This is a genomic window from Notoacmeibacter ruber (assembly GCF_003668555.1).
Lineage (GTDB): Bacteria > Pseudomonadota > Alphaproteobacteria > Rhizobiales > Rhizobiaceae > Notoacmeibacter > Notoacmeibacter ruber.
Window position 1 is genome coordinate 2,781,112 of sequence record NZ_RCWN01000001.1, and the last position, 20,727, is coordinate 2,801,838.

Below are 20,727 nucleotides of genomic sequence, written 5' to 3' on the forward strand. Positions count from 1 at the left end.
ATATTCACCGGCGAAAGCGTTCGCTCAGCTGTGAATGGGCTTTGCGAAGCAGGCGAGAGCCGCCTCGCGCACAGCCTCACTCATCGTCGGATGAGCGTGGCAGACACGGCCAAGATCTTCACTGGAGCCGGAAAATTCGATCAGCACAGTCGCTTCGTGGATCATCTCGCCGGCATTGTGGCCCAGAATATGAACGCCCAGAACCCGGTCCGTCTTCTTGTCGGCGAGCACCTTCACAAAGCCGTCGGTTGTCAGCATAGCGCGGGCGCGCCCGTTCGCCGAATAATTGAATTTGCCGACATTGTATTCGACGCCTTCATCCTTCAGTTCCTCTTCCGTCTTACCGACGGAGGCCACTTCCGGCTCGGTATAGACCACGGACGGAATGGCATCGTAGTTCACATGGCCGGCCTGGCCGGCAAGGATCTCGGCAACGGCGATGCCTTCATCCTCCGCCTTGTGCGCGAGCATCGGGCCGCGCACCACGTCGCCGATCGCATAGACACCCTCGAGATTGGTGCGGAAGTGATCGTCGATGACCACGCGCCCGCGATCCGTCTCGATCCCTGCATCGTCCAGCCCGAGAGAATCGGTGAAGGGCCGGCGGCCGGTCGAAACCAGAACGATATCCGCTTCCATCGTTTCGGCATCGCCCCCATCGACCGGCTCGAACGTCACCGCCGCGCTGCCGTCGCGCTTTTCCACCTGCGTGACCTTCGATGAAAGGCGAACGTCGACGCCCTGCTTCTTCAGCACCTTCTGGAACTGCTTGGACAGTTCGCCGTCCATACCGCCGAGAATCTTCGGCAGATATTCGATGACCGTCACCTCGGCGCCAAGGCGCTTCCACACCGAACCGAGCTCCAGGCCGATGACGCCGCCGCCGACGACAATCATGCGCTCCGGCACCTTCTCCAGCGCGATACCGCCAGTGGAGGAGACGATCGTCTTCTCGTCGATATCCACCTCGACCCCGGGAATGCCCGCGATATCGGACCCCGTCGCGATGACGATATTCTTGGCTTCGACCGTCTCCTCGGAACCGTCATCCTTTGTGACGATCACCTTGCCCTTGCCGGCAATGCGGCCAGTGCCGTGAAAGGCGTCGATCTTGTTCTTCTTGAAGAGGAACTGCACACCGTCGACATTGGCCTTCACGGTCTTGTCCTTGTGCGCCATCATTCCCGGCAGATCGAGTTCGGGCGTGCCGACCTTGATACCGAGCTGTTCGAATTCGTGACCGGCCTTGTAGAACTCTTCGGACGCGTGAAGCAGTGCCTTGGACGGAATGCAGCCGACATTGAGGCAGGTGCCGCCAAACGTCTCCCGCTTTTCCACAACGGCCGTCTTGAGGCCAAGCTGCGCCGCCTTGATGGCGCAGACATAGCCCCCGGGTCCCGTACCGATCACGATCACGTCATAAGCCATGATATCACTTCCGTTCTTCGTCACTTCATTCGTTGATTCTAGCGGCCGCCGGAGACATCCAGCAGCGCACCGGTCACATAACTGGCCTCGTCCGACAGCAGATAGAGTATCGCATCGGCGACCTCCTCCGGTTCGCCGGCGCGTTGCATGGGCAGGCTCGAACCGACCCGATCGACCCGCTGCGGATCGCCGGCGTCGGCATGAATATCCGTATCGATGATGCCCGGCCGGACCGCATTCACCCTGACGCCCTGGCCGGCAAGCTCGAGGCCAAGACCGACCGTCAACGTATCGATCGCGCCTTTCGACGCGGCATAATCGACATAGGTTCCCGCCCCTCCGAGCTTGGCGGCAATGGAGGACACATTGACGATCGCCCCGCCTGCGGTTCCATCGGAGCGCGCCATCCGTCGAATGGCTTCGCGCGCCACGATGAAGGCGCCCAGAATATTGACGTCGAAGACGCGCCGCATGCGTTCTGTCGTCATCGCGGCAAGCGGGCTCGCCTGATCGACGATTCCCGCATTGTTGACGAGCCCCCGGAGCGGCTGGTCCAGTCCGTCGATTGCTTCGAACAGCCTTAAAATAGACGCTTCGTCACCGACATCGCATTGATGGCAGGAGGCGCGACCGCCCTCGTCCCGGATCGACGCCACAAGGGCTTCGGCCTCTTGGCGATTGCTGCGATAGGTCAACGCTACCGTCCAGCCCTTTTTGGCTGCGCGTTTCGCCACTGCCGCGCCGATACCGCGCGAACCACCTGTGACCAGAAGAAGGCCCTTCTCAGTCATCGCCGCATTCCGCCAGCGTGAAGATATCGCCCGCCCTCTTCGGACGCTCGATCTGATCGAGGGCCGGATTGTTATCGAGGCTTGCTGTGAAGTTCGGCAGCAGAATCTGGGTCGCCGCCTCGCGGTTGGCATCGGGAAGGGTCTGCAATGTCTCGCCGGGCGACAGGGCGTAGATCACGCTGCGATACAATATACAGGCTTCGAGCGCCTCTGCCGTCAGGTCATCTTCGGGACAGCGATGCGGCAACGTCATCACCGGCTGGTCGAATTCGGCAGACGGATTGATATAGGCCCGGCTTTCCAGCGCCCCCAATCGGACGAGAACCTCATGGGTGCCGGGCGGCGCATCCTTCGGTGTGACGAAGGCCAGCTCCGTGCGGCTGTCCTTCGTATCGTAAATGGCCCGGCCTTGGGCGCAGCTCGCCTGTGCGCCTGTCGCCATGCATCCGGCCGCCAAGACGATCAGCGCTGACAGGCCGGGCCGCATAGCTCTCTTAAAGATCCAGAACGAGACGTTCCGGATCCTCCAGGCTTTCCTTGACGCGGACGAGGAAGGTCACCGCCTCCTTGCCGTCCACGATCCGGTGGTCATAGGACAGGGCCAGATACATCATCGGCCGCACGACGATCTGGCCGCCGACCACCATCGGCCGTTCCTGGATCTTGTGCATGCCCAGAATACCGGACTGCGGACTGTTGAGGATCGGCGTCGACATTAGCGAGCCGTAGACGCCACCATTACTGATGGTGAAGGTGCCGCCCTGCATATCCGCCATGGTGAGATCGCCGTCACGGGCAGCGCGTCCCAGCCGGCCGATCTCTTTCTCGATCTCGGCGATCGTCATCTGATCGGCATTGCGCACGACCGGGACCACCAGTCCGCGATCCGTTCCGACAGCCACGCCGATATGGGCGAAATGCTTGTAGATGATGTCGGTGCCGTCGATCTCGGCATTCACGGCGGGAATTTCTTCCAGCGCGTGGCAGACCGCCTTGGAGAAGAAGCCCATGAAGCCGAGCTTCACGCCGTGTTTCTTCTCGAACAGGTCCTTGTATTTCTTGCGCAACTCCATCACAGCGGTCATGTCCACCTCGTTGAAGGTGGTCAGCATCGCGGCGGTGTCCTGCGCGCCCTTCAGACGCTTGGCGATCGTCTGACGCAGACGACTCATTTTCACGCGCTCTTCGCGCTCGGCATCGTCCGGCGCGCTCTGCGGGCGCTTGGGCGCCGGCTTGCTTTCCTTCTTCGGCGCAGGAGACGAGCTTTCATCCTTGCCGCGTTCGATCGCCGCCAAGACGTCTCCCTTGAGAATCTGGCCGTCCTTGCCGGAACCGGAGATTTCGCTCTTGGTCAAATCGTTCTCGGCCATCAGCTTCTTGGCGGCCGGAGCCGGATCGCGGCCCGCCCCGTCCATCTCGCCGTCATGGCGCTCATCGCGGCTTGCCGTGGTACCCGATTCGCCATGAATGGCCTGGCCGCCGCCATAGTCGGCCGCCTCGTCGGAACCGGAAGCCGAGGAGGAAGATTGCGCGCCCTCTTCGATCTTCACCAGAAGGTCGCCCGGCGCGACCGTATCACCCTCGGAGACGACGATCTCGCGGACCACGCCGCTGACGGGGGCCGGCACTTCCTGCGCCGCCTTGTCGGTTTCCAGTTCGAGCAGCGGATCATCGGCTTTCACCGTATCACCGACCTTGACGTAGATTTCGCCAACATCGGCTTCCGAAACACTTTCACCTGCAGAAGGCGTGTTGACCTCGATCAGCCGGCCACCTTTTCCTTCATCGGCCTTGCCGCCAGACTGGCCTTCGTCATGCGCCTTGCCCGGCTCGGAGTCGGCTGAGGCTGCTGCGGAGCCCTTGTCCTCGTCCTTGTCGGTCTGCGACGAACCATCGCCCTCGTCGATCGTCATCAGAAGCGTATCGATCTCGACCTCATCGCCGGTCTCGACGGCGATTTCGGCGATCGTACCGGAAACGGGCGAAGGCAGTTCCTGCGCCGCCTTGTCCGTTTCAAGCTCCAGAAGGCTTTCATCCTTGGCGACGGTATCGCCAACCTTCTTGTAGATTTCGCCGACTTGCGCCTCGGTCACGCTTTCGCCGAGCGAGGGAACGCGGATTTCGGTAGCCATGTGTTCCGTCCGTCTTTCGTTTCTCTAGCCGCTCAATCGCCGAGCGCATCCTCAAGGAAAGCCTCGAGTTGTTCCAGGTGTTTTTTCATCAGGCCCGTTGCCGGGGAAGCGGCAGCCGCCCTGCCCGTATAACGAACCCGCTGATGCGTTGCATCGATATGGGCCAGAACCCATTCCAGATAAGGGTCGATGAAGCTCCAGGCGCCCATATTTTTGGGTTCTTCCTGGCACCAGACCATCTCGGCATTCTTGAAGCGCGACAATTCGTTGATGAGCGCTTTGGCCGGGAAGGGGTAAAGCTGTTCGATGCGAAGCAGGTAAATGTCGTCGATGCCGCGCTTTTCGCGCTCTTCCAGCAGATCGTAATAGACCTTGCCAGAACACATGACGACGCGGCGGATCTTGCTGTCGCTGACCAGCTTGGTCTCGACCGAGTCCGGATTGTATTCAGCATCGTCGTAAAGCAGACGGTGGAAGGTGCTTTCGCCGCTCATCTCCGACATTTTGGAGACCGCGCGTTTGTGGCGCAGGAGGCTTTTCGGCGTCATTAGGATGAGCGGCTTGCGGAAATCGCGGACCAGCTGACGGCGGAGAATATGGAAATAGTTCGCCGGGGTCGAAACGTTGGCGACCTGCATGTTGTCTTCGGCGCAAAGCTGCAGGAAGCGCTCCAGGCGCGCCGAGGAGTGCTCCGGCCCCTGTCCTTCATAGCCGTGCGGCAGGAGGCAGACGAGACCGCTCATGCGAAGCCATTTGCGCTCACCCGAAGAGATGAACTGGTCGAAGACGACCTGTGCGCCATTGGCGAAATCACCGAACTGCGCTTCCCAAAGCGTCAGCGCACGCGGCTCTGCGAGGCTGAAGCCGTATTCGTAGCCCAACACGGCCTCTTCGGAGAGCATCGAATTGATGACTTCGTAATGCGCCTGATTGGAGCCCAGACTGTTGAGCGGCACATAGCGGTTTTCGGTCCGCTGATCGTAGAGAACCGAATGACGCTGGCTGAAGGTGCCGCGCTCGCTGTCCTGGCCGGAAAGACGAACAGGGTTACCCTCGACCAGAAGTGAACCGAACGCCAGGGCTTCCGCCGTCGCCCAGTCGATGCCCTCGCCGGCGTCCACCATCTTGCGGCGGTTATCCATAAAGCGCCGAACCGTCTTGTGCGCTTCGAAGTCGTCGGGAACGGTCGAGATCTTTCTGCCGACCTCTTCCAGAACCTTCTTGGATACCGCTGTCTTGCCGCGACGCTGCTCATCGGCAACATCCGCCTTGCGCAGACCGCGCCATGCGCCGTCCAGCCAGTCGGCCTTGTTCGGCTCGTAGGAGTCGCCCGCGTCGAACTCTTCTTCAAGATGAGAGCGCCATTCACCCTTCATCGACTCCAGTTCGCTTTCGGAGACGAGGCTGTCCTTGTGCAGCTTGTCACCGTAAAGCGAGACGACCGTCGAATGCTGGCGGATCACCTTGTACATTTTCGGTTGCGTGAAGCTCGGCTCGTCGCTCTCATTATGGCCATAACGCCGGTAGCAGAACATGTCGACGACGACCGGCTTGTGGAACTTCATCCGGAATTCGATGGCGATCTTTGCGGCATAGACCACGGCCTCGGGATCATCGCCATTGACGTGCAGGATCGGCGCTTCGATCATCTTGGCCACATCCGACGGATAGGGCGAAGACCGCGAGAAACGCGGATTGGTGGTGAACCCGATCTGGTTGTTGATGATGAAGTGAAGCGAGCCGCCGACGCGATGGCCGCGCAGACCGGACAGGCCGAGACACTCCGACACGACGCCCTGCCCCGCGAAGGCCGCGTCGCCGTGAATGAGAACCGGCAGAACCTTTACGCGCTCTTCCAGCGGCACGACGTCCTCGTGCTTTCGGTTGAAATGCTGATCCTGCTTGGCGCGCGCCTTGCCGAGCACGACCGGATCGACGATCTCCAGGTGAGACGGGTTGGCCGTCAGCGACAGGTGGACATTATTGCCGTCGAACTCGCGGTCGGATGACGCACCGAGGTGATATTTCACGTCGCCCGAGCCTTCGACCTCGTCGGGCTTGAACGAACCGCCCTTGAATTCGTGAAAGATGGCGCGGTGCGGCTTGGCCATCACCTGGCTCAGCACGTTGAGGCGGCCGCGGTGGGCCATGCCGAGCACGATTTCCTTCAGGCCAAGTTGACCACCACGCTTGATGATCTGCTCCAGCGCGGGAATGACCGCTTCACTGCCGTCCAGGCCAAAGCGCTTCGTGCCCCGATATTTGACGTCCAGGAACTGTTCGAAGCCTTCCGCCTCGACCAGCTTCTGCAGGATCGCCTTCTTACCCATATCGGTAAAATCGACGCCCTTGTCCGGCCCTTCGATGCGCTGCTGAATCCAGAGCTTTTCCTCGGGATTGGAGATGTGCATGAATTCGACGCCGATCGACGAACAATAGGTCCGGCGCAGAATATCCAGCATTTCCCGGACCGTCGCCGTCTCCAGACCGAGCATATTGTCGATGAAAATCGGACGGTCGAGATCCTTTTCCTCAAAACCGTAATTGGCCGGAGACAGCTCGTCGTAATCTTCTTTGTCGCCGGCAAGGCCCAGCGGGTCGAGATTGGCGTGCAGATGACCGCGGGCGCGATAAGCGCGGATCATCATCGTCGCGCGGACACTGTCGCGCGTCTGTTGATGGATCTGCTCTTCAGAGATGGCGGGCTCGCTACGCAGCGCCACGGCCTTCTCCGCTTTGCCGCGGATCTTGGTCTCGAAATTCTTTTCGACGTCGCCCCAATTGCCGTCGAGCACCGAAACCATCTCGCCATTTTCGGCGATCGGCCAGTCCGGACGTTCCCAGGACGGGCCCTCCGCATTCTTTTTCACGATCGCGGCATCGTCGCCGACGTCGTTGAAGAAGGTCTGCCAGTCGCTGCTGACGGAAGACGGATCGTCCTGCCAGCGCGCATACATCTGTTCGAGATAGTCGGCATTGCCGCCGTAGAGGAACGAGCTTTCGGCGAAGGTTTCGTTCTGTTGGTCGTTACGTGCCATGGCACAATCCCGGACACTCGCCCGGCTCCTGAAATTTTATCCGCCGATGTTATCGGCGGCGCCCTCGCCCGTCATGCGGCAGCTCCCCCGAGCCGCCCGTTTCAGTCCCGGCCGTCACTGGACCGCCGGGACCATGTCTAAATGGGCTCAGCCCTTCAGAACCTCAACCAGCGTCTTGCCGAGGCGAGCCGGAGAGGGCGAAACCGAGATTCCAGCCGCTTCCATCGCCGCGATCTTGTCTTCCGCGCCGCCTTTGCCGCCGGAGATGACCGCACCGGCATGGCCCATGGTCCGTCCGGGAGGCGCCGTGCGGCCCGCGATGAAGCCGGCCATCGGCTTCTTGCGGCCGGCTTTCGCCTGCTCGATCAGCCATTCGGAGGCTTCTTCCTCGGCCGAACCGCCAATCTCACCGATCATGATGATCGATTCGGTCTCCGGATCGTCGAGGAACATGTCCAGCATGTCGATGAATTCGGTGCCCTTGACCGGATCGCCGCCAATGCCGACCGCGGTCGACTGGCCGAGACCCTCGTTAGTGGTCTGGAAGACGGCCTCATAGGTCAGCGTGCCCGAGCGCGACAGAATGCCGACGGAGCCCTTCTTGAAGATCGAACCCGGCATGATGCCGATCTTGCATTCTTCCGGCGTCAGAACACCCGGGCAGTTCGGCCCGATCAGGCGCGAGCCGCTTTCGGCGAGACGGCCTTTCACCTTGACCATATCCTGAACCGGAATGCCCTCGGTGATGCAGATGATCAGCGGGATGTCTGCATCGATCGCCTCGATGATCGCGGCGGCCGCGCCTGCCGGCGGCACGTAAACGACCGAGGCGTTGGCGCCCGTGGCGTCCTTGCCTTCCTTGACGGATGCGAAGATCGGCAGTTCCTTGCCGGCCGCTTCGCCCGCGCCCTCACCGGCGGTCCAGACTTCGCCGCCCTTTTTCGGGTGCGTGCCGCCCACCATCTGAGTGCCGTAATAGGCCAGCGCCTGTTCGGTGTGGAACGTACCGGTATTGCCGGTCAGACCCTGCACGAGGACCTTGGTGTCTTTATTGACGAGAATACTCATATCGTCCTTGTCCCCTCAGCCCTTTACCGCATTGACGATCTTCTGCGCCGCATCGTCCAGATCGTCGGCGGCGATAACGTTCAGATCGCTCTCATTGATTAGCTGCTTGCCCCTCTCGACATTGGTGCCTTCGAGGCGAACGACGAGCGGTACTTTCAGACCGACTTCCTTCACGGCAGCGATCACACCTTCGGCGATGACGTCGCATTTCATGATGCCGCCGAAGATGTTGACCAGAATGCCCTCGACGGCGGGATCGGCCGTGATGATCTTGAACGCCGCCGTCACCTTCTCCTTGGAAGCGCCACCGCCAACGTCGAGAAAGTTCGCCGGCTCCGCTCCGTAGAGCTTGATGATGTCCATCGTTGCCATGGCGAGGCCCGCGCCATTGACCATGCAGCCAATATTGCCGTCGAGCGCGACATAGGCGAGGTCATGCTTCGACGCCTCGATTTCCTTGTCGTCCTCTTCGCTCTTGTCGCGCAGCGCAACCACATCGTCATGGCGGAACAATGCATTGCCGTCGAAGGAGACCTTGGCATCCAGCACGCGCAGATGGCCGTCCGTCATTACGATCAGCGGATTGACCTCCAGAAGGCTCATATCCTTCTCGGTGTAGGCCTTGTAGAGGATCGGGAAGAGCTTGTGTCCATCGTCCTTCGCTGCGCCGTCGAGCTTCAGCGCTTCGCAGAGCTTCTCGCTGTCTGCATCGGTGACGCCCGCGGAAGGGTCGATCGGCAGGGTGAGGATCTTTTCCGGCGTCTCTTCGGCGACCGCCTCGATATCCATGCCGCCCTCGGTCGAAACGACGAAGGCATTCTTGCCCGTCGAGCGGTCGACGAGAATCGAGAGATAGAGCTCGCGGTCGATATCGGCACCGTCCTCGATATAGAGGCGGTTGACCTGCTTGCCGTCATCGCCCGTCTGCTTGGTGACGAGTGTGTTGCCGAGCATCTCATTGACGTTCTGAACGACTTCGTCGACGGATTTGGCGAGGCGCACGCCGCCCTTGGCGTCAGCGGGCAGTTCGCGGAACTTGCCCTTGCCGCGTCCACCGGCGTGGATCTGGCTCTTCACCACATAGAGCGGTCCGGGCAGCTTCTTCGCCGCAACTTCCGCTTCCGATGCCTCGAAAACCGGCACACCCTCGGCCACCGGCGCGCCATATTCCTTCAGCAACGCCTTGGCCTGATATTCATGAATATTCATGGATCGGTTTCTCCCTATCGATCCTTCGAAAAGGAAAAGCCGGGCACGGGCCCGGCTGGATTGGATGGATTATTCGCCCAGTTGCGGGGCGATGTTGCGGCAAGCGTCACAGAGGCCCTCGACGGATTCGACACTCTTGTCGAACTGGGCGCGCTCGTCGCTGTTCATATCGATCTCGATGACGCGTTCGATGCCGCCCTTGCCGATCACGGTGGGCACGCCGACATACATGTCCTTCACGCCGTATTCACCATTCAGATAGGCCGCGCAGGGCACGACGCGCTTCTTGTCCTTCAGATAGGCCTCGGCCATTGAAATGGCGGAAGCGGCCGGTGCGTAAAACGCCGAGCCGGTCTTGAGAAGGCCGACGATCTCGGCGCCGCCATCGCGGGTGCGCTGAACGATCTCGTCGAGCTTGCCCTGCGTCGTCCAGCCCATCTTGACGAGGTCCGGCAGCGGAATGCCGGCAACCGTCGAATAACGGGTCAGCGGCACCATGGTGTCGCCATGACCGCCGAGCACGAACGCCGTGACGTCTTCGACGGACACGTCGAATTCATCGGCAAGGAAATGGCGGAAGCGAGAGGAGTCCAGCACGCCGGCCATGCCGCAGACATGGCTCTTCGGCAGGCCCGAGAATTTCTGCAGCGCCCAGACCATCGCGTCGAGCGGGTTGGTGATGCAGATCACGAACGCATTCGGGGCGTATTTCGCGATACCTGCGCCAACCTGCTCCATGACCTTGAGGTTGGTGCCAAGCAGATCGTCGCGGCTCATGCCCGGCTTGCGCGGCACACCGGCTGTCACGATGCAGACATCGGCGCCCTCGATCGCGCTATAATCGTTTGCGCCCGTATAGTTGGCGTCGAAACCGTCGACCGGCGCGCTCTCGGCGATATCGAGTCCCTTGCCCTGGGGCACTCCCTCGGCGATGTCGAAAAGAACGACGTCACCAAGCTCCTTGAGGCCGATCATATGGGCGAGCGTGCCGCCGATCATGCCAGAACCGATAAGAGCGATCTTGTTGCGTGCCATTAGGGAATGTTCTCCTGGTCGCTGCCGGCAATGGGCCGGATGTTGAAGAAGGCCGAAAAGAATTGACGGGCCATCAAAATCGCGCAAGGAATTAAGCGCAATGGGCGCTCTGCGCAACCGATTCTTTCGGCGCAAAGAATTTCAATCGGTTAATACAAAATTTTCTTACGTAAACGTCAAAGTTGCTCGTGAAAAACAGATATCTACTCCGCTATCAGCGATAGCGGTTACTCTCTTGGACGCTGTTTAGCGGACACGGAGCTGGTCACGTACGGCAAAGCCGATCCCGACAAGCACGATGGCCGCACCCGTCCATGTAAGGGCCCCGTAATGCTCGTCCAGCGCCACAACGCCGACGATCAGCGCGACGGCAGCACCGACATAGCCGATCTGGCTGAGATAGACGGGACCCCCCGCCCTCTGAAGGGCAAAAAGGGCCACATAGTAGGCGCAAGATAAGACAACCTGCAGGCCGGTGAGCATCGGGACATTCATCAAAGCTCCGATATTCTCCAGGTCGCCCATAACGACAAGTCCGGCCAAAAGCATCAGCGCAGATGTGAGATTGCTTGCGGAAGCGAGTTCGGCGGCCCCTGCCCCCTCCGGCCATGCCAGACCGCGATAGATGTTTCCCACCGCCAGAAAAACGGGAATGAGAAGAGCCAGTGCCAGCCACAGGAGAGGAGCGTCCTCCATACGGGTCTCGCCCTTGCCGAGAACCAGAATGACGGCCCCGGCAAATCCGGCGAACACGCCGGTGAGCGCAAGACTGCTCGGACGCCGCATCCCGGCTGCAAGCGAAAGAGCCAGCGTGCAGACGGGCGAGAGAGTGAACATCAGCCCCACCTGGCCAGCGCCGAGACGGGGCGCAGCGGCGAAGACGATCAGATTGGGAAGAACGTTCGAAACAAGGCCGGAGATGGTCGCATAACGCCAGAACCCGGACGGCCAGTCGCGACGCTTTTGTCGTCGAAGCAAAGGCGCCATCAGCCCGAGACCTGAACCGGCAGCGATCAGAAATGTCCAGACGAGCGGCGAAACACCGACCTCCACAGCGATCTTGCCCATCGGAAAGATCAGCCCGAGGAGAAGCCCGGTGACGATCAGGAGGGGGACAGGGCGGCTCATCACAGGTCAGCCGAACTGTTTGCCGGCTGTAGGAGATCCCACCGATTGCCGAATGGGTCATCGAAAACGGCGGCCACGCCATAATCCTGGTGCAGCAAAATGGAAGCGGTCATGGTGAGCAGCTCGCAAATGAAGTCTCGCCGGCGAATGCCGGCGCGACCGCCTACACCGAGACCGCCGCTATGACCACCTCTAGATCATTGTCCGCGACCGGTCTCACCTTGCAGTTCGTCGATGCGCTTGCTCGCTTCCGCCTTCGTCAGATTGGCGTCGAAGGGCTCGCCGGCCTCTTCGCTCAAGGTTCTCAGATAGCTCGCCTGAGCGCCGGTCATCGCTTCGTCACCGGTTACCCAGTTTTCCGGATCCTTCTCGGCATTACCGGTCGGTTGATCTTTCGGGCGCGGGTCGGGCTGGCTCGTCATGATGCAAACACTCCTTATGATGTTCGCACAATGTTCTAGACCTGCAAACGTTCCCGCAAAGCAAGCGGCGGCATCGATTTTCTCTCAGCCTGCTGCTACTTGTTCGCGGCCCCGTCCTCTTCATGGTCCTCGGGCGGCCAGCTCTCATCGCGCATTTCAATCAGCCGGCTGATCGTTCGATCGAACTCGAAGGATTCGGTGCCGGTCTTTGCGAGATAGAGATCGTCTGCCGGCACCTCGGCCGATAGATGCAGCTTTTTGCGGCGATCATAGAGCGTATCGATCAGAAGAATGAAGCGCTTGGCTTCATTCCGACGATCAAGATCCATTTGCGGCACATCTTCGATGAAGAAGTGGTCGAAGCGTTCGGTCAGCGCAAGATAATCGCGCGCGCCGAGGGGACGGCTGCAAAGCTCTTCGAAGCTGAAACGCGCCGCATCGCCCGCCGCGCGGTCGACGCTCACCGTTCGGCCCTTCACCTCCACCGTCTCCCGCCTCTCCTTTTGACCCGCGGTCACAGCGCGCCATGCTTCGTCCATCTGTTGCGCTGTCTCATCCGAGAGCGGCGTCATGTAGACGGGAAGCGCCGATAGTTTCTCCAACCGGTAATCCCGGCCACTATCGAGCTCCATAATGTCGGTATGCTCTTTCAGAACATCGATGAAGGGCGTGAAGAGGGAGCGGTTGAGCCCATCCCGATAAAGGTCGTCCGGGGCGACATTGGATGTCGCGACCAACACACAGCCATTGTCGAAAAGCGCCGAGAAAAGGCGTGAGAGGACCATGGCATCCGCAATGTCCGTCACGGTGAACTCGTCGAAACAGATCAGCCAGCTCTCCTCGGCGATCCGCTCGGCGACCGGCGGAATCGGATCGTCGCCCTTGACCTCGCCACGCTTCAATGCCTCGCGATGCGCCCCGATACGATCGTGTACATCGGCCATGAAATCGTTGAAATGACTGCGCCGCTTTCGTTTTGCGGGCGCGTGCGCGAAGAAAAGGTCCATGAGCATGGTCTTTCCCCGGCCGACGCCGCCGTAAAGATAGAGACCATTGACGTTTTTCTTGTCACGCCGTTTTCCGAACAACCAGCCGAGCGCACTGCTCTTCGTCGCTGTGCGGACCTGCGCGAGGTCACGGCAAAGTTCGTCGAGCCTGTCGGCCGCCCGGCGCTGTAGCGGGTCGGCGATCAGGTTTTCCGCCGCGACTTTCTGCTCATAGGCGGCGCGAACGGCGGGCGGATCGGCCAATCCTTCATCGGGGGTATCGAGATTGCTCATGGCCGGCGATTAGGAACCGTGGCAAAGCCCGTCAAGCCATCAGGCCATCGGAAAAGGGCGCAGCATCCGCCGCGCCCGCTTTCATCTTCGGTCGGAGAAACGCTCAACGGGAAAGCGTCACCGGCGTGCCAGCGGCGGTCTGTCCGGAATAACGGCTCGGGCCCGCAGCATAGAGCCGGCCGATCGTGCCGCCGCTTTCATCGTAAAGCACAAGCTGGCTTCCCTTGACGTCCCAACCACGCAGATTGGCCAGATCGCCGGAGCAACCGCGCGTGCCGCCACGGGAGGCGGTGCCGTATTTGGTGAGCGTCAGGAACATCTGGCAGCTCGCGCCGCCGACCTGTGTCTTCCAGTTGCCGACGACCTCGCCCTTGCTGATCGGGTCTCCGGCGGTGGAGACGGAAGAGGCGGGCGCCGATCCGTTGATCGGGCTGGCTGAAGCCACATCGACGGCGCCGTCTGCGGTGCCGTTCGAGCCAGAGGGATCGTTCGGATCGTAGGCACTTGTCGCCTGGTCTGCCGTGCCGGGATCGACCGGCGGCGGCAGTTGCTGGTTCTGAACCGTCTGCACCGGCGCAGGCTGGAGCGGTGCGGGTGATGAGGCCTGACCTTCGTAAGCCCCATCAAAACGGTTTGACGTACAGCCGCTCAATATGACCGCTGCTGCAACCGTCGCGAATGCCAGCTTCAGTGGAGCCCGTGCTCCGGATCGATGAATTAGGTGCATTGGGTGTCCCCGCCGAGCATGCAAATCACTTCGTCCCTCTTGGCACAGAAAAGGGCGGTTTTTTGTTGAGGGCAAGAGGTGAGCGGACAAGTTAAGTCCTCGGAGGCGCGAAACGCTGTCCTCGATCAGGCTCGCAAAGCGTTGAAAGGACACCTTTTAAAGGGATGCAACGACCTGGACCGCCATGGGTTATTCTATGTGAAGACGACGCGCCAAACGACTGGAAAGCATGACCTGGCCTATCCGAAAGCCGAATCAATATTACAACGGACCCAAAAGCGACCACTTCGATGGCGTGGAATTCTTTAACCCCCATGATCCGGGTCTGGAGCCTCTGCTGGGCCAGATTCGCCGCTCCTTGACCCGCAGGCCGAAGAAATGGCCGTCGAGATACCATCCCGACTATCTGTATGCGCATCCGCCGGAAAGGGTGAACGGCTCGCGTCTCTTGGTCACGATGGTGGGTCATGCGACCGTTCTCATTCAGACCGCCGGGCTGAACCTGCTGACCGATCCGATATGGGCGGATCGCTGCACGCCCATTCCCCATTTCGGCCCGAAGCGCGTGTCGCCGCCCGGTGTCGAGTTCGACGATCTGCCTCCGGTTGACGCTGTCTTGCTGACGCATAACCACTATGACCACCTGAATGCCGAAACGATCCGCCGCATACAGGATCGTGACCAACCTCTTTTTATCACATCGCTCGGCAACGACACGATCCTGCGCTCGATCCATTCCGATATCGAAGCAAAGGTCGGCGACTGGGGTGATGTGATTGAAGGACCCGAGGGGCTGCCGATCCATATTGTCCGATGCCACCACTGGAGCGGACGCGGCATCATGGACAAGCGCCATGCCCTCTGGAGCAGTTTCGTGATCGAGGCGGATGGCGGCCCGATCTTCCATGTCGGCGACAGCGCTTTTGCCGAAGGGCGGGATTATCAGGAGGTAGGCGAGACGTTCGGCCCACTCCGTCAGGCCAATCTTCCGATCGGGGCCTACATGCCGCGATGGTACAACGAGATGCAGCATCAGAGCCCCTCTGAAGCTGCCGAAGGCTTCCGGCTCTGCAAGGCCGAAAATGCCATCGCCCATCACTGGGCGACATTCCAGTTGACGGAGGAGGGACTTGAAGACCCGCGAGACGACCTGAATGCGGCCCTGAAGGAGAAGGGTATTGAGGTCGATCGCTTCCGGGCGCTCGATCCGGGCGAGATGGTCGAGGTGCCCGAGCTCGGCTCGGGAGTCTCCAAAAAACTCTCGACCTATCGTCACAGCGCGGAGCGTACCGAGGAGGCGGCGGAATAAGAAGGCCGGCCTATTGCTCAGCGCATTCGCCGCACCAGCTAGCTTGAATAATAACGACTATTCTCGAAGGGAGTTCATCATGGAAATCTTCAGCTGGATCCTCATCCTGCTCATCGTCGCCGCTGTTGCGGGTCTTCTCGGCCTGAACAGTGTGTCCGGCATCGCAATGACGGGCGCGAAAATTCTCATCGCCATTGTCCTGGTGCTGTTTCTGCTCGTGGTTCTTGGCATCATAGCCATCGCCTGACCGAAAGGCCGCACACTCTGGAAAAACACTCCGGTTTCCGCCATATAGCCGCTGAGACCGGCAGAGCTCTTAGTGCTCTGCCAGAATGTGATGAATGACCGACCGGCCTCATGAACGACAATATGAATGCCCCTTTCGCCCGCATGAACGGGCTCGGCAACCGCATCCTTGTCGTGGACATGCGCGGCAGGGGCGACCATGTCAGCGCGCAAGCGGCGATTGCCCTTGCGGATAGTCGCGAAACGGCGTTCGATCAGATCATGGCAATTCACGATCCGCGATTGGGGGGAACCGATCAGCGGATCGTCATCCTCAATGCCGATGGATCGGAGGCCGGTGCCTGCGGCAATGGCACCCGGTGCGTTGTCAGCGCACTTTCCGCGGAAACGGATCAGAAACAGTTCACTTTCGAGACAGCAGGCGGCGTCATCAGCGCCAAAGAGATCGAAGGCGGCATGATCGCGGTCGATATGGGCGTACCTCGCTTCGGCTGGCAGGATATTCCTCTGTCGGAACCCTTTCAGGACACGCGCCATATCGAACTGGCCGTCGGCCCGGCTGACGATCCAATCGTTCATTCCCCTGCCGTCGTCTCGATGGGCAATCCACACGCCGTCTTCTTCGTCGATGAAGATGTCTGGTCCTATCAGCTCGAGCAGTTCGGGCCGCTGGTCGAAAATCACCCGATCTTTCCCGAGCGGGCCAATGTCTCGATCGCTCATGTTCGCGACAAGACGACCATCGACCTGCGCACCTGGGAGCGTGGTGTCGGTCTGACCGAGGCTTGCGGCTCTGCCGCCTGCGCCGCAGCCGTCTCGGCGGTTCGGCGGCACCGCACCGGCCGACACGTCACGGTCAACCTGCCCGGCGGGCCCCTCGACCTGCTCTGGCGGGAGGATGATCATGTGATCATGACGGGTGCGACCGAATGGGAATGGTCCGGCATGTTGAACCCGGCCACCGGGACCTTTCGGCGCGACCAGGAAGCCATGGACGCATGAGCCAGTCCGCTCCCTCTTTTATTTCGCAGCCGAGCGACGAGCAGGAGACCGAATCGCCCGGCGTGTCGGTCGTGACCTTCGGCTGCCGCCTCAATACCTATGAGAGTGAGGTGATGAAGCGGGAAGCCAATGTCGCCGGTCTTGGCGAGCTACCGGGCGGGGCTTTGGTCTTCAATACCTGCGCGGTCACGGCGGAGGCGACCCGGCAAGCCCGCCAAGCGATCCGCAAGGCCCGGCGCGAAAATCCCGATGCGCGCATCATCGTGACCGGCTGCGCGGCGCAGACCGATCCGGACAGTTTCGGCGGCATGGACGAAGTCGATCTTGTCATCGGCAATGGCGACAAACTGAAAGCCCAGAGCTATCGCGCGCTCCCCGATTTCGGCGTGAATTCGACCGAAAAGGTGCGCGTTAACGACATTTTCGAGCTGACCGAGACCGCGGCGCATATGGTCGACGCGATCGAAGGGCGCGCCCGGGCCTTTCTTCAGGTCCAGAATGGCTGCGACCACCGCTGTACTTTCTGCATCATCCCTTACGGCCGCGGCAATTCGCGCTCGGTGCCCGCCGGCGGCGTTGTGGGAGAGGCCCGGCGGCTGGTGGGCAATGGTTATAGTGAAATCGTGCTGACTGGCGTCGACATGACGAGTTGGGGAAACGACCTGCCTGGCCAGCCGAAGCTGGGCCGGCTCGTCAGAGCGATTTTGAAAGGCGTGCCGGACCTCAAGCGTCTGCGCCTCTCATCGATCGATTCCATTGAGGCCGATGACGATCTCCTGGCGGCGCTCGCCGAGGACGAGCGGCTGATGCCGCATCTGCATCTTTCGCTTCAACACGGCGATGACTTGATCCTGAAGCGCATGAAGCGCCGCCATCTGCGCGACGATGCCATCGCCTTCTGCCGAAAGGCGCGCCAATTGCGTCCCGATGTCGCATTGGGAGCCGACCTCATTGCCGGTTTCCCGACGGAAAGCGAAGAGGCGTTCGACAACACGCTCTCGCTGATCGAGGAGTGCGAGCTTTCCTTTTTGCACGTCTTCCCCTTCTCACCGCGGGATGGCACGCCAGCCGCACGCATGCCCCAATTGCCAAGGCCCATCGTGAAAGACCGTGCGGCACGCATGCGCCGCGTCGCCGATAGCGCTTTGACACGGCATCTGCGAGACCGGGTCGGCACCTCACAACCAATTCTGATCGAGAAGCCGGGTTTTGGACGGGCGCCGGATTACACGCCCGTCAGGCTGGCCTCTGGCGGCGAAATCGAGCCGGGCACCATCGTGGCGGCAACCATCACCGATCATGACGGTTCCTCTCTTCTGGGCCGATTGACCGTGCAGGAGCCAAGGGAGATGATCATCTCATGAACGAGAACCGGAAAGATACGATCAAACGCGATCGGCAAAAAGACGACGAGGTCGAGACAGCGACCGGTCAGTCGAACAAACCGGCGATCGATGCTTCGGACGCGCCGGACCCCGACGCGCACGGCTCCGCAGCAGCCGATGTGATCACCGATGGCGAAGCGGGCGCATCGACCCGCAATACCGGGGGCGCCGAGCCCATCAAGAACATGCCCGAGGATTACGCCAAGGGTAAAGACGCCGCCAAGCGCGGCGAATAACACCAAGCGAAACGAACGGAACAGCATGGCGCGCGGTATTCTCGGCAAGGTCTTCTCCTTCGGACGCAAGCAGGAAGAGGACGAGAACAGGGAGCAGCCTGCTTCGGCACCTGTGCCGGAAGAGGAATCCTTCGCTCAGGCCGAAGGGTTCGCGCCGGACGGCACTTTCCAGCCCAGCGCCGAGACCGCCGATGTGGACGATACCGCGCCGGCGGCACCGGATCGCGAAGAGATCGTCGCCGAGGCAAGTCCCGAACCGTTCATCGCCGAGCCGAAAGAAGAAGTCGCCGATGACAGCGACAGTGGCGATTATAGCGGCGGCGAGGAAAACCTGACTACACCGCTTCCGGCCGAAGATCGTCCTGCTTCACCCCGGCGGCCGCGCACCCTCGGTGAAGACCGTGTTCGCGTCGGCAGATCCGTCGAGCGTGTGGGCGACGAAGGCGTCACGCCGTCTCGCGCATCTTGGCTCGGCCGGCTGACAGGCGGTCTGGCGCGGTCGTCCCGCGCCATGGGCGAAAACCTGTCCGTTGCGTTTGCCGGACGCCAGTTGACGGAAGATGCCCTCGACGACGTCGAAGACGCGCTTGTCTCCTCCGATCTTGGCGTCCCGACATCCATGGCCGTGCTCGAAACGCTTCGCGATACGCGCTTCGGCGGCGACCTTACCATGAACGATGTGCGCAAGGTGGTGGCCAGCCAGGTGGAGAGGACGCTTGAACCGGTCGCAAGACCGCTTGAACTGGATCTCGGCCACGCTCCGCACGTCATACTCGTGGTCGGCGTTAACGGTACGGGCAAGACGACAACGATCGGCAAGCTGGCCGCCAAGCTGACGGCCGGCGGCCTCAAGGTGACAATGGCCGCGGGCGACACGTTCCGGGCCGCCGCCATCGAACAGCTCAAGATCTGGGGCGAACGGACCGGCTCCGAAGTGCTCGCGACGGAGCTCGGCGCGGACGCCGCGGCCCTCGCCTACCGGTCCTACGAGCGGGCCAGGGAAAATGGATCCGACGTGCTGATCATCGATACGGCAGGCCGGCTGCAAAACCGCTCCGAATTGATGGACGAACTGGCCAAGATCGTTCGCGTTCTCAAGAAGATCGACGAGAGCGCTCCGCACACTGTCTTGCAGACTCTGGATGCGACCACCGGTCAGAATGCGATGCGGCAGGTGGAAATCTTCCAGCAGGTCGCGGGCGTCAACGGGCTCGTCATGACAAAGCTCGACGGAACCGCCCGAGGCGGCATTCTGGTTGCCATAGCCGAAAAATTCCGGCTTCCCGTCTTCTTCATCGGTGTTGGAGAGAGCGTGGAGGACCTCGAGCCCTTCGAGGCGCGCGACTTTGCGCGCGCCATTGCCGGCATGGAACCCGTTCAGTAGTCCGGCGAGTTCGACCTAACCATGATCAGATGGCCAGCTTTTCATTGGCATGGACAGACCGCCGCACTTAAGTGGCACGCAGCGGCAGGAGAAGAAGAATGAAAAGCGGAGACATGTTCGAGGCGGAACCCGGCAGCGCCAACCGGCAGGAAATCAACCCTCTGCTCAAACTTGCGCTCGAACTCGGCCCGCTGATGATCTTTTTCTTCGCCAATGCGCGGGGCGAACGGATCGCGGCGGCATTTCCGTTCCTGCAGGACCTTGGCGGCCCCCTTTTCCTTGCCACAGCGGCTTTCATGGTCGCCACCGCCATCGCTCTGGCCGTCTCATGGGTGATGACCCGCAAGCTGCCGATCATGCCGCTCGTCTCCGGGGCGGTCGTGCTCGTCTTCGGCGGCCTGACGCTCTGGCTTCAGGACGAGACATTCATCAAGGTCAAACCGACGATAGTGAACGGGCTCTTCGCGGCAATCCTGTTGGGCGGCCTTCTCTTCGGACGATCGCTTCTCGCCTATGTCTTCGACAGCGCCTTTCGGCTCACCGCTGAAGGCTGGAAAAAGCTGACCTTGGCATGGGGCGTCTTTTTCGTGTTTCTGGCCATATTGAATGAAATCATCTGGCGAAATTTTTCGACCGACTTCTGGGTCGCATTCAAGGTTTGGGGCATCATGCCCATCACCTTCATCTTCACATTGGCCATGGTACCGATCATCACCCGGCACAACCTCGGTGACGATAGTCCCCAGGATCCCTGAGACACGAGGTTGAAGCCGAACCTTTTGTGAAGGGTTTCGGCTTAATCTCCTGCGCATTTATCGGCCATGCGGGAGCGCCGTCAGACCGTTCTTATGTCTGATTCCACTAGGCAAATGCCGCTTGCCCGGACGAAAGATTAAATTAAGAGCCG

19 protein-coding genes are annotated in these 20,727 nt (G+C 60.8%); 7 read left to right on the forward strand and 12 right to left on the reverse strand.

Annotation, left to right across the window (positions count from 1 at the left end):
* Positions 1–24 precede the first annotated feature (24 nt).
* The 12 genes from lpdA to D8780_RS13420 form a co-directional block, all read right to left on the reverse strand.
* The gene (gene lpdA / locus D8780_RS13365) at positions 25–1,428 is read right to left on the reverse strand and encodes a dihydrolipoyl dehydrogenase (protein ID WP_121646050.1); all 1,404 of its coding nucleotides are present in this window, start codon (positions 1,426–1,428) and stop codon (positions 25–27) included.
* A 38-nt stretch (positions 1,429–1,466) separates the two neighbouring features.
* Positions 1,467–2,219: an SDR family oxidoreductase gene (locus D8780_RS13370; protein ID WP_121646051.1), complete on the reverse strand. Its 753-nt coding sequence runs from the start codon at positions 2,217–2,219 to the stop codon at positions 1,467–1,469.
* Positions 2,212–2,661: a hypothetical protein gene (locus tag D8780_RS13375; RefSeq protein ID WP_147440323.1), complete on the reverse strand. Its 450-nt coding sequence runs from the start codon at positions 2,659–2,661 to the stop codon at positions 2,212–2,214. The genes D8780_RS13370 and D8780_RS13375 overlap by 8 nt, the downstream gene beginning before the upstream one ends.
* Positions 2,662–2,713: 52 nt before the next feature.
* Positions 2,714–4,351, reverse strand: coding sequence for a 2-oxoglutarate dehydrogenase complex dihydrolipoyllysine-residue succinyltransferase (odhB, locus tag D8780_RS13380; RefSeq protein ID WP_121646053.1), 1,638 nt, complete (start codon positions 4,349–4,351; stop codon positions 2,714–2,716).
* Positions 4,352–4,383: 32 nt separating this feature from the next.
* Positions 4,384–7,389, reverse strand: coding sequence for a 2-oxoglutarate dehydrogenase E1 component (locus D8780_RS13385; RefSeq protein ID WP_121646054.1), 3,006 nt, complete (start codon positions 7,387–7,389; stop codon positions 4,384–4,386).
* Positions 7,390–7,536: 147 nt separating this feature from the next.
* On the reverse strand, positions 7,537–8,457 hold the full coding sequence (gene sucD / locus D8780_RS13390; RefSeq protein ID WP_121646055.1) for a succinate--CoA ligase subunit alpha: 921 nt from the start codon (positions 8,455–8,457) through the stop codon (positions 7,537–7,539).
* A 15-nt stretch (positions 8,458–8,472) separates the two neighbouring features.
* Positions 8,473–9,666 carry an ADP-forming succinate--CoA ligase subunit beta gene (gene sucC, locus D8780_RS13395; RefSeq protein ID WP_121646056.1) on the reverse strand — a complete coding sequence of 398 codons (1,194 nt, stop codon included), beginning with the start codon at positions 9,664–9,666 and terminating at the stop codon, positions 8,473–8,475.
* Between the two features lie 69 nt (positions 9,667–9,735).
* The gene (mdh, locus tag D8780_RS13400) at positions 9,736–10,701 is read right to left on the reverse strand and encodes a malate dehydrogenase (RefSeq protein WP_121646057.1); all 966 of its coding nucleotides are present in this window, start codon (positions 10,699–10,701) and stop codon (positions 9,736–9,738) included.
* A 246-nt stretch (positions 10,702–10,947) separates the two neighbouring features.
* The gene (locus D8780_RS13405; RefSeq protein WP_121646058.1) at positions 10,948–11,829 is read right to left on the reverse strand and encodes a DMT family transporter; all 882 of its coding nucleotides are present in this window, start codon (positions 11,827–11,829) and stop codon (positions 10,948–10,950) included.
* 197 nt (positions 11,830–12,026) lie between these two features.
* Positions 12,027–12,251 (reverse strand): DUF3072 domain-containing protein, encoded by a 225-nt coding sequence (locus tag D8780_RS13410; protein ID WP_121646059.1) that lies wholly within the window; start codon positions 12,249–12,251, stop codon positions 12,027–12,029.
* 95 nt (positions 12,252–12,346) lie between these two features.
* Positions 12,347–13,531, reverse strand: coding sequence for a cell division protein ZapE (gene zapE / locus D8780_RS13415; protein WP_121646060.1), 1,185 nt, complete (start codon positions 13,529–13,531; stop codon positions 12,347–12,349).
* Between the two features lie 103 nt (positions 13,532–13,634).
* Positions 13,635–14,258 carry a protease inhibitor Inh/omp19 family protein gene (locus D8780_RS13420; RefSeq protein WP_121646061.1) on the reverse strand — a complete coding sequence of 208 codons (624 nt, stop codon included), beginning with the start codon at positions 14,256–14,258 and terminating at the stop codon, positions 13,635–13,637.
* 229 nt (positions 14,259–14,487) lie between these two features.
* Here D8780_RS13420 and D8780_RS13425 point away from each other — a divergent pair, with 229 nt between their 5' ends.
* The 7 genes from D8780_RS13425 to D8780_RS13455 all read left to right on the forward strand — a co-directional run bounded on the left by D8780_RS13425 (position 14,488) and on the right by D8780_RS13455 (position 20,575).
* Positions 14,488–15,567 (forward strand): MBL fold metallo-hydrolase, encoded by a 1,080-nt coding sequence (locus tag D8780_RS13425; RefSeq protein ID WP_121646062.1) that lies wholly within the window; start codon positions 14,488–14,490, stop codon positions 15,565–15,567.
* A gap of 85 nt (positions 15,568–15,652) precedes the next feature.
* Entirely contained in the window at positions 15,653–15,814 is a 162-nt protein-coding gene (locus tag D8780_RS13430) for a DUF1328 family protein (protein WP_121646569.1), read from the forward strand.
* 110 nt (positions 15,815–15,924) lie between these two features.
* Entirely contained in the window at positions 15,925–16,815 is an 891-nt protein-coding gene (gene dapF, locus D8780_RS13435; RefSeq protein ID WP_245412346.1) for a diaminopimelate epimerase, read from the forward strand.
* The gene (gene mtaB / locus D8780_RS13440; protein WP_121646063.1) at positions 16,812–18,179 is read left to right on the forward strand and encodes a tRNA (N(6)-L-threonylcarbamoyladenosine(37)-C(2))-methylthiotransferase MtaB; all 1,368 of its coding nucleotides are present in this window, start codon (positions 16,812–16,814) and stop codon (positions 18,177–18,179) included. The genes dapF and mtaB overlap by 4 nt, the downstream gene beginning before the upstream one ends.
* On the forward strand, positions 18,176–18,436 hold the full coding sequence (locus tag D8780_RS13445) for a hypothetical protein (protein ID WP_121646064.1): 261 nt from the start codon (positions 18,176–18,178) through the stop codon (positions 18,434–18,436). Before mtaB ends, D8780_RS13445 begins: the two co-directional genes overlap by 4 nt.
* Positions 18,437–18,461: 25 nt before the next feature.
* Entirely contained in the window at positions 18,462–19,820 is a 1,359-nt protein-coding gene (ftsY, locus tag D8780_RS13450) for a signal recognition particle-docking protein FtsY (protein ID WP_121646065.1), read from the forward strand.
* Between the two features lie 98 nt (positions 19,821–19,918).
* Positions 19,919–20,575, forward strand: a complete 657-nt coding sequence (locus tag D8780_RS13455) for a septation protein A (protein WP_121646066.1) — start codon at positions 19,919–19,921, stop codon at positions 20,573–20,575.
* Positions 20,576–20,727 lie beyond the last annotated feature (152 nt).

Bases quoted from the DNA above. Each gene is read 5' to 3' on its own strand.
- D8780_RS13420 (WP_121646061.1), bottom strand. From the start codon at position 14,258: ATGCACCTAATTCATCGATCCGGAGCACGGGCTCCACTGAAGCTGGCA.
- lpdA (WP_121646050.1), bottom strand. From the start codon at position 1,428: ATGGCTTATGACGTGATCGTGATCGGTACGGGACCCGGGGGCTATGTC.
- D8780_RS13410 (WP_121646059.1), bottom strand. From the start codon at position 12,251: ATGACGAGCCAGCCCGACCCGCGCCCGAAAGATCAACCGACCGGTAAT.
- mtaB (WP_121646063.1), top strand. From the start codon at position 16,812: ATGAGCCAGTCCGCTCCCTCTTTTATTTCGCAGCCGAGCGACGAGCAG.
- odhB (WP_121646053.1), bottom strand. From the start codon at position 4,351: ATGGCTACCGAAATCCGCGTTCCCTCGCTCGGCGAAAGCGTGACCGAG.
- sucD (WP_121646055.1), bottom strand. From the start codon at position 8,457: ATGAGTATTCTCGTCAATAAAGACACCAAGGTCCTCGTGCAGGGTCTG.
- D8780_RS13445 (WP_121646064.1), top strand. From the start codon at position 18,176: ATGAACGAGAACCGGAAAGATACGATCAAACGCGATCGGCAAAAAGAC.
- ftsY (WP_121646065.1), top strand. From the start codon at position 18,462: ATGGCGCGCGGTATTCTCGGCAAGGTCTTCTCCTTCGGACGCAAGCAG.
- dapF (WP_245412346.1), top strand. From the start codon at position 15,925: ATGAACGACAATATGAATGCCCCTTTCGCCCGCATGAACGGGCTCGGC.
- D8780_RS13370 (WP_121646051.1), bottom strand. From the start codon at position 2,219: ATGACTGAGAAGGGCCTTCTTCTGGTCACAGGTGGTTCGCGCGGTATC.
- D8780_RS13375 (WP_147440323.1), bottom strand. From the start codon at position 2,661: ATGGCGACAGGCGCACAGGCGAGCTGCGCCCAAGGCCGGGCCATTTAC.
- D8780_RS13455 (WP_121646066.1), top strand. From the start codon at position 19,919: ATGAAAAGCGGAGACATGTTCGAGGCGGAACCCGGCAGCGCCAACCGG.
- sucC (WP_121646056.1), bottom strand. From the start codon at position 9,666: ATGAATATTCATGAATATCAGGCCAAGGCGTTGCTGAAGGAATATGGC.
- zapE (WP_121646060.1), bottom strand. From the start codon at position 13,531: ATGAGCAATCTCGATACCCCCGATGAAGGATTGGCCGATCCGCCCGCC.
- mdh (WP_121646057.1), bottom strand. From the start codon at position 10,701: ATGGCACGCAACAAGATCGCTCTTATCGGTTCTGGCATGATCGGCGGC.
- D8780_RS13405 (WP_121646058.1), bottom strand. From the start codon at position 11,829: ATGAGCCGCCCTGTCCCCCTCCTGATCGTCACCGGGCTTCTCCTCGGG.
- D8780_RS13425 (WP_121646062.1), top strand. From the start codon at position 14,488: ATGACCTGGCCTATCCGAAAGCCGAATCAATATTACAACGGACCCAAA.
- D8780_RS13385 (WP_121646054.1), bottom strand. From the start codon at position 7,389: ATGGCACGTAACGACCAACAGAACGAAACCTTCGCCGAAAGCTCGTTC.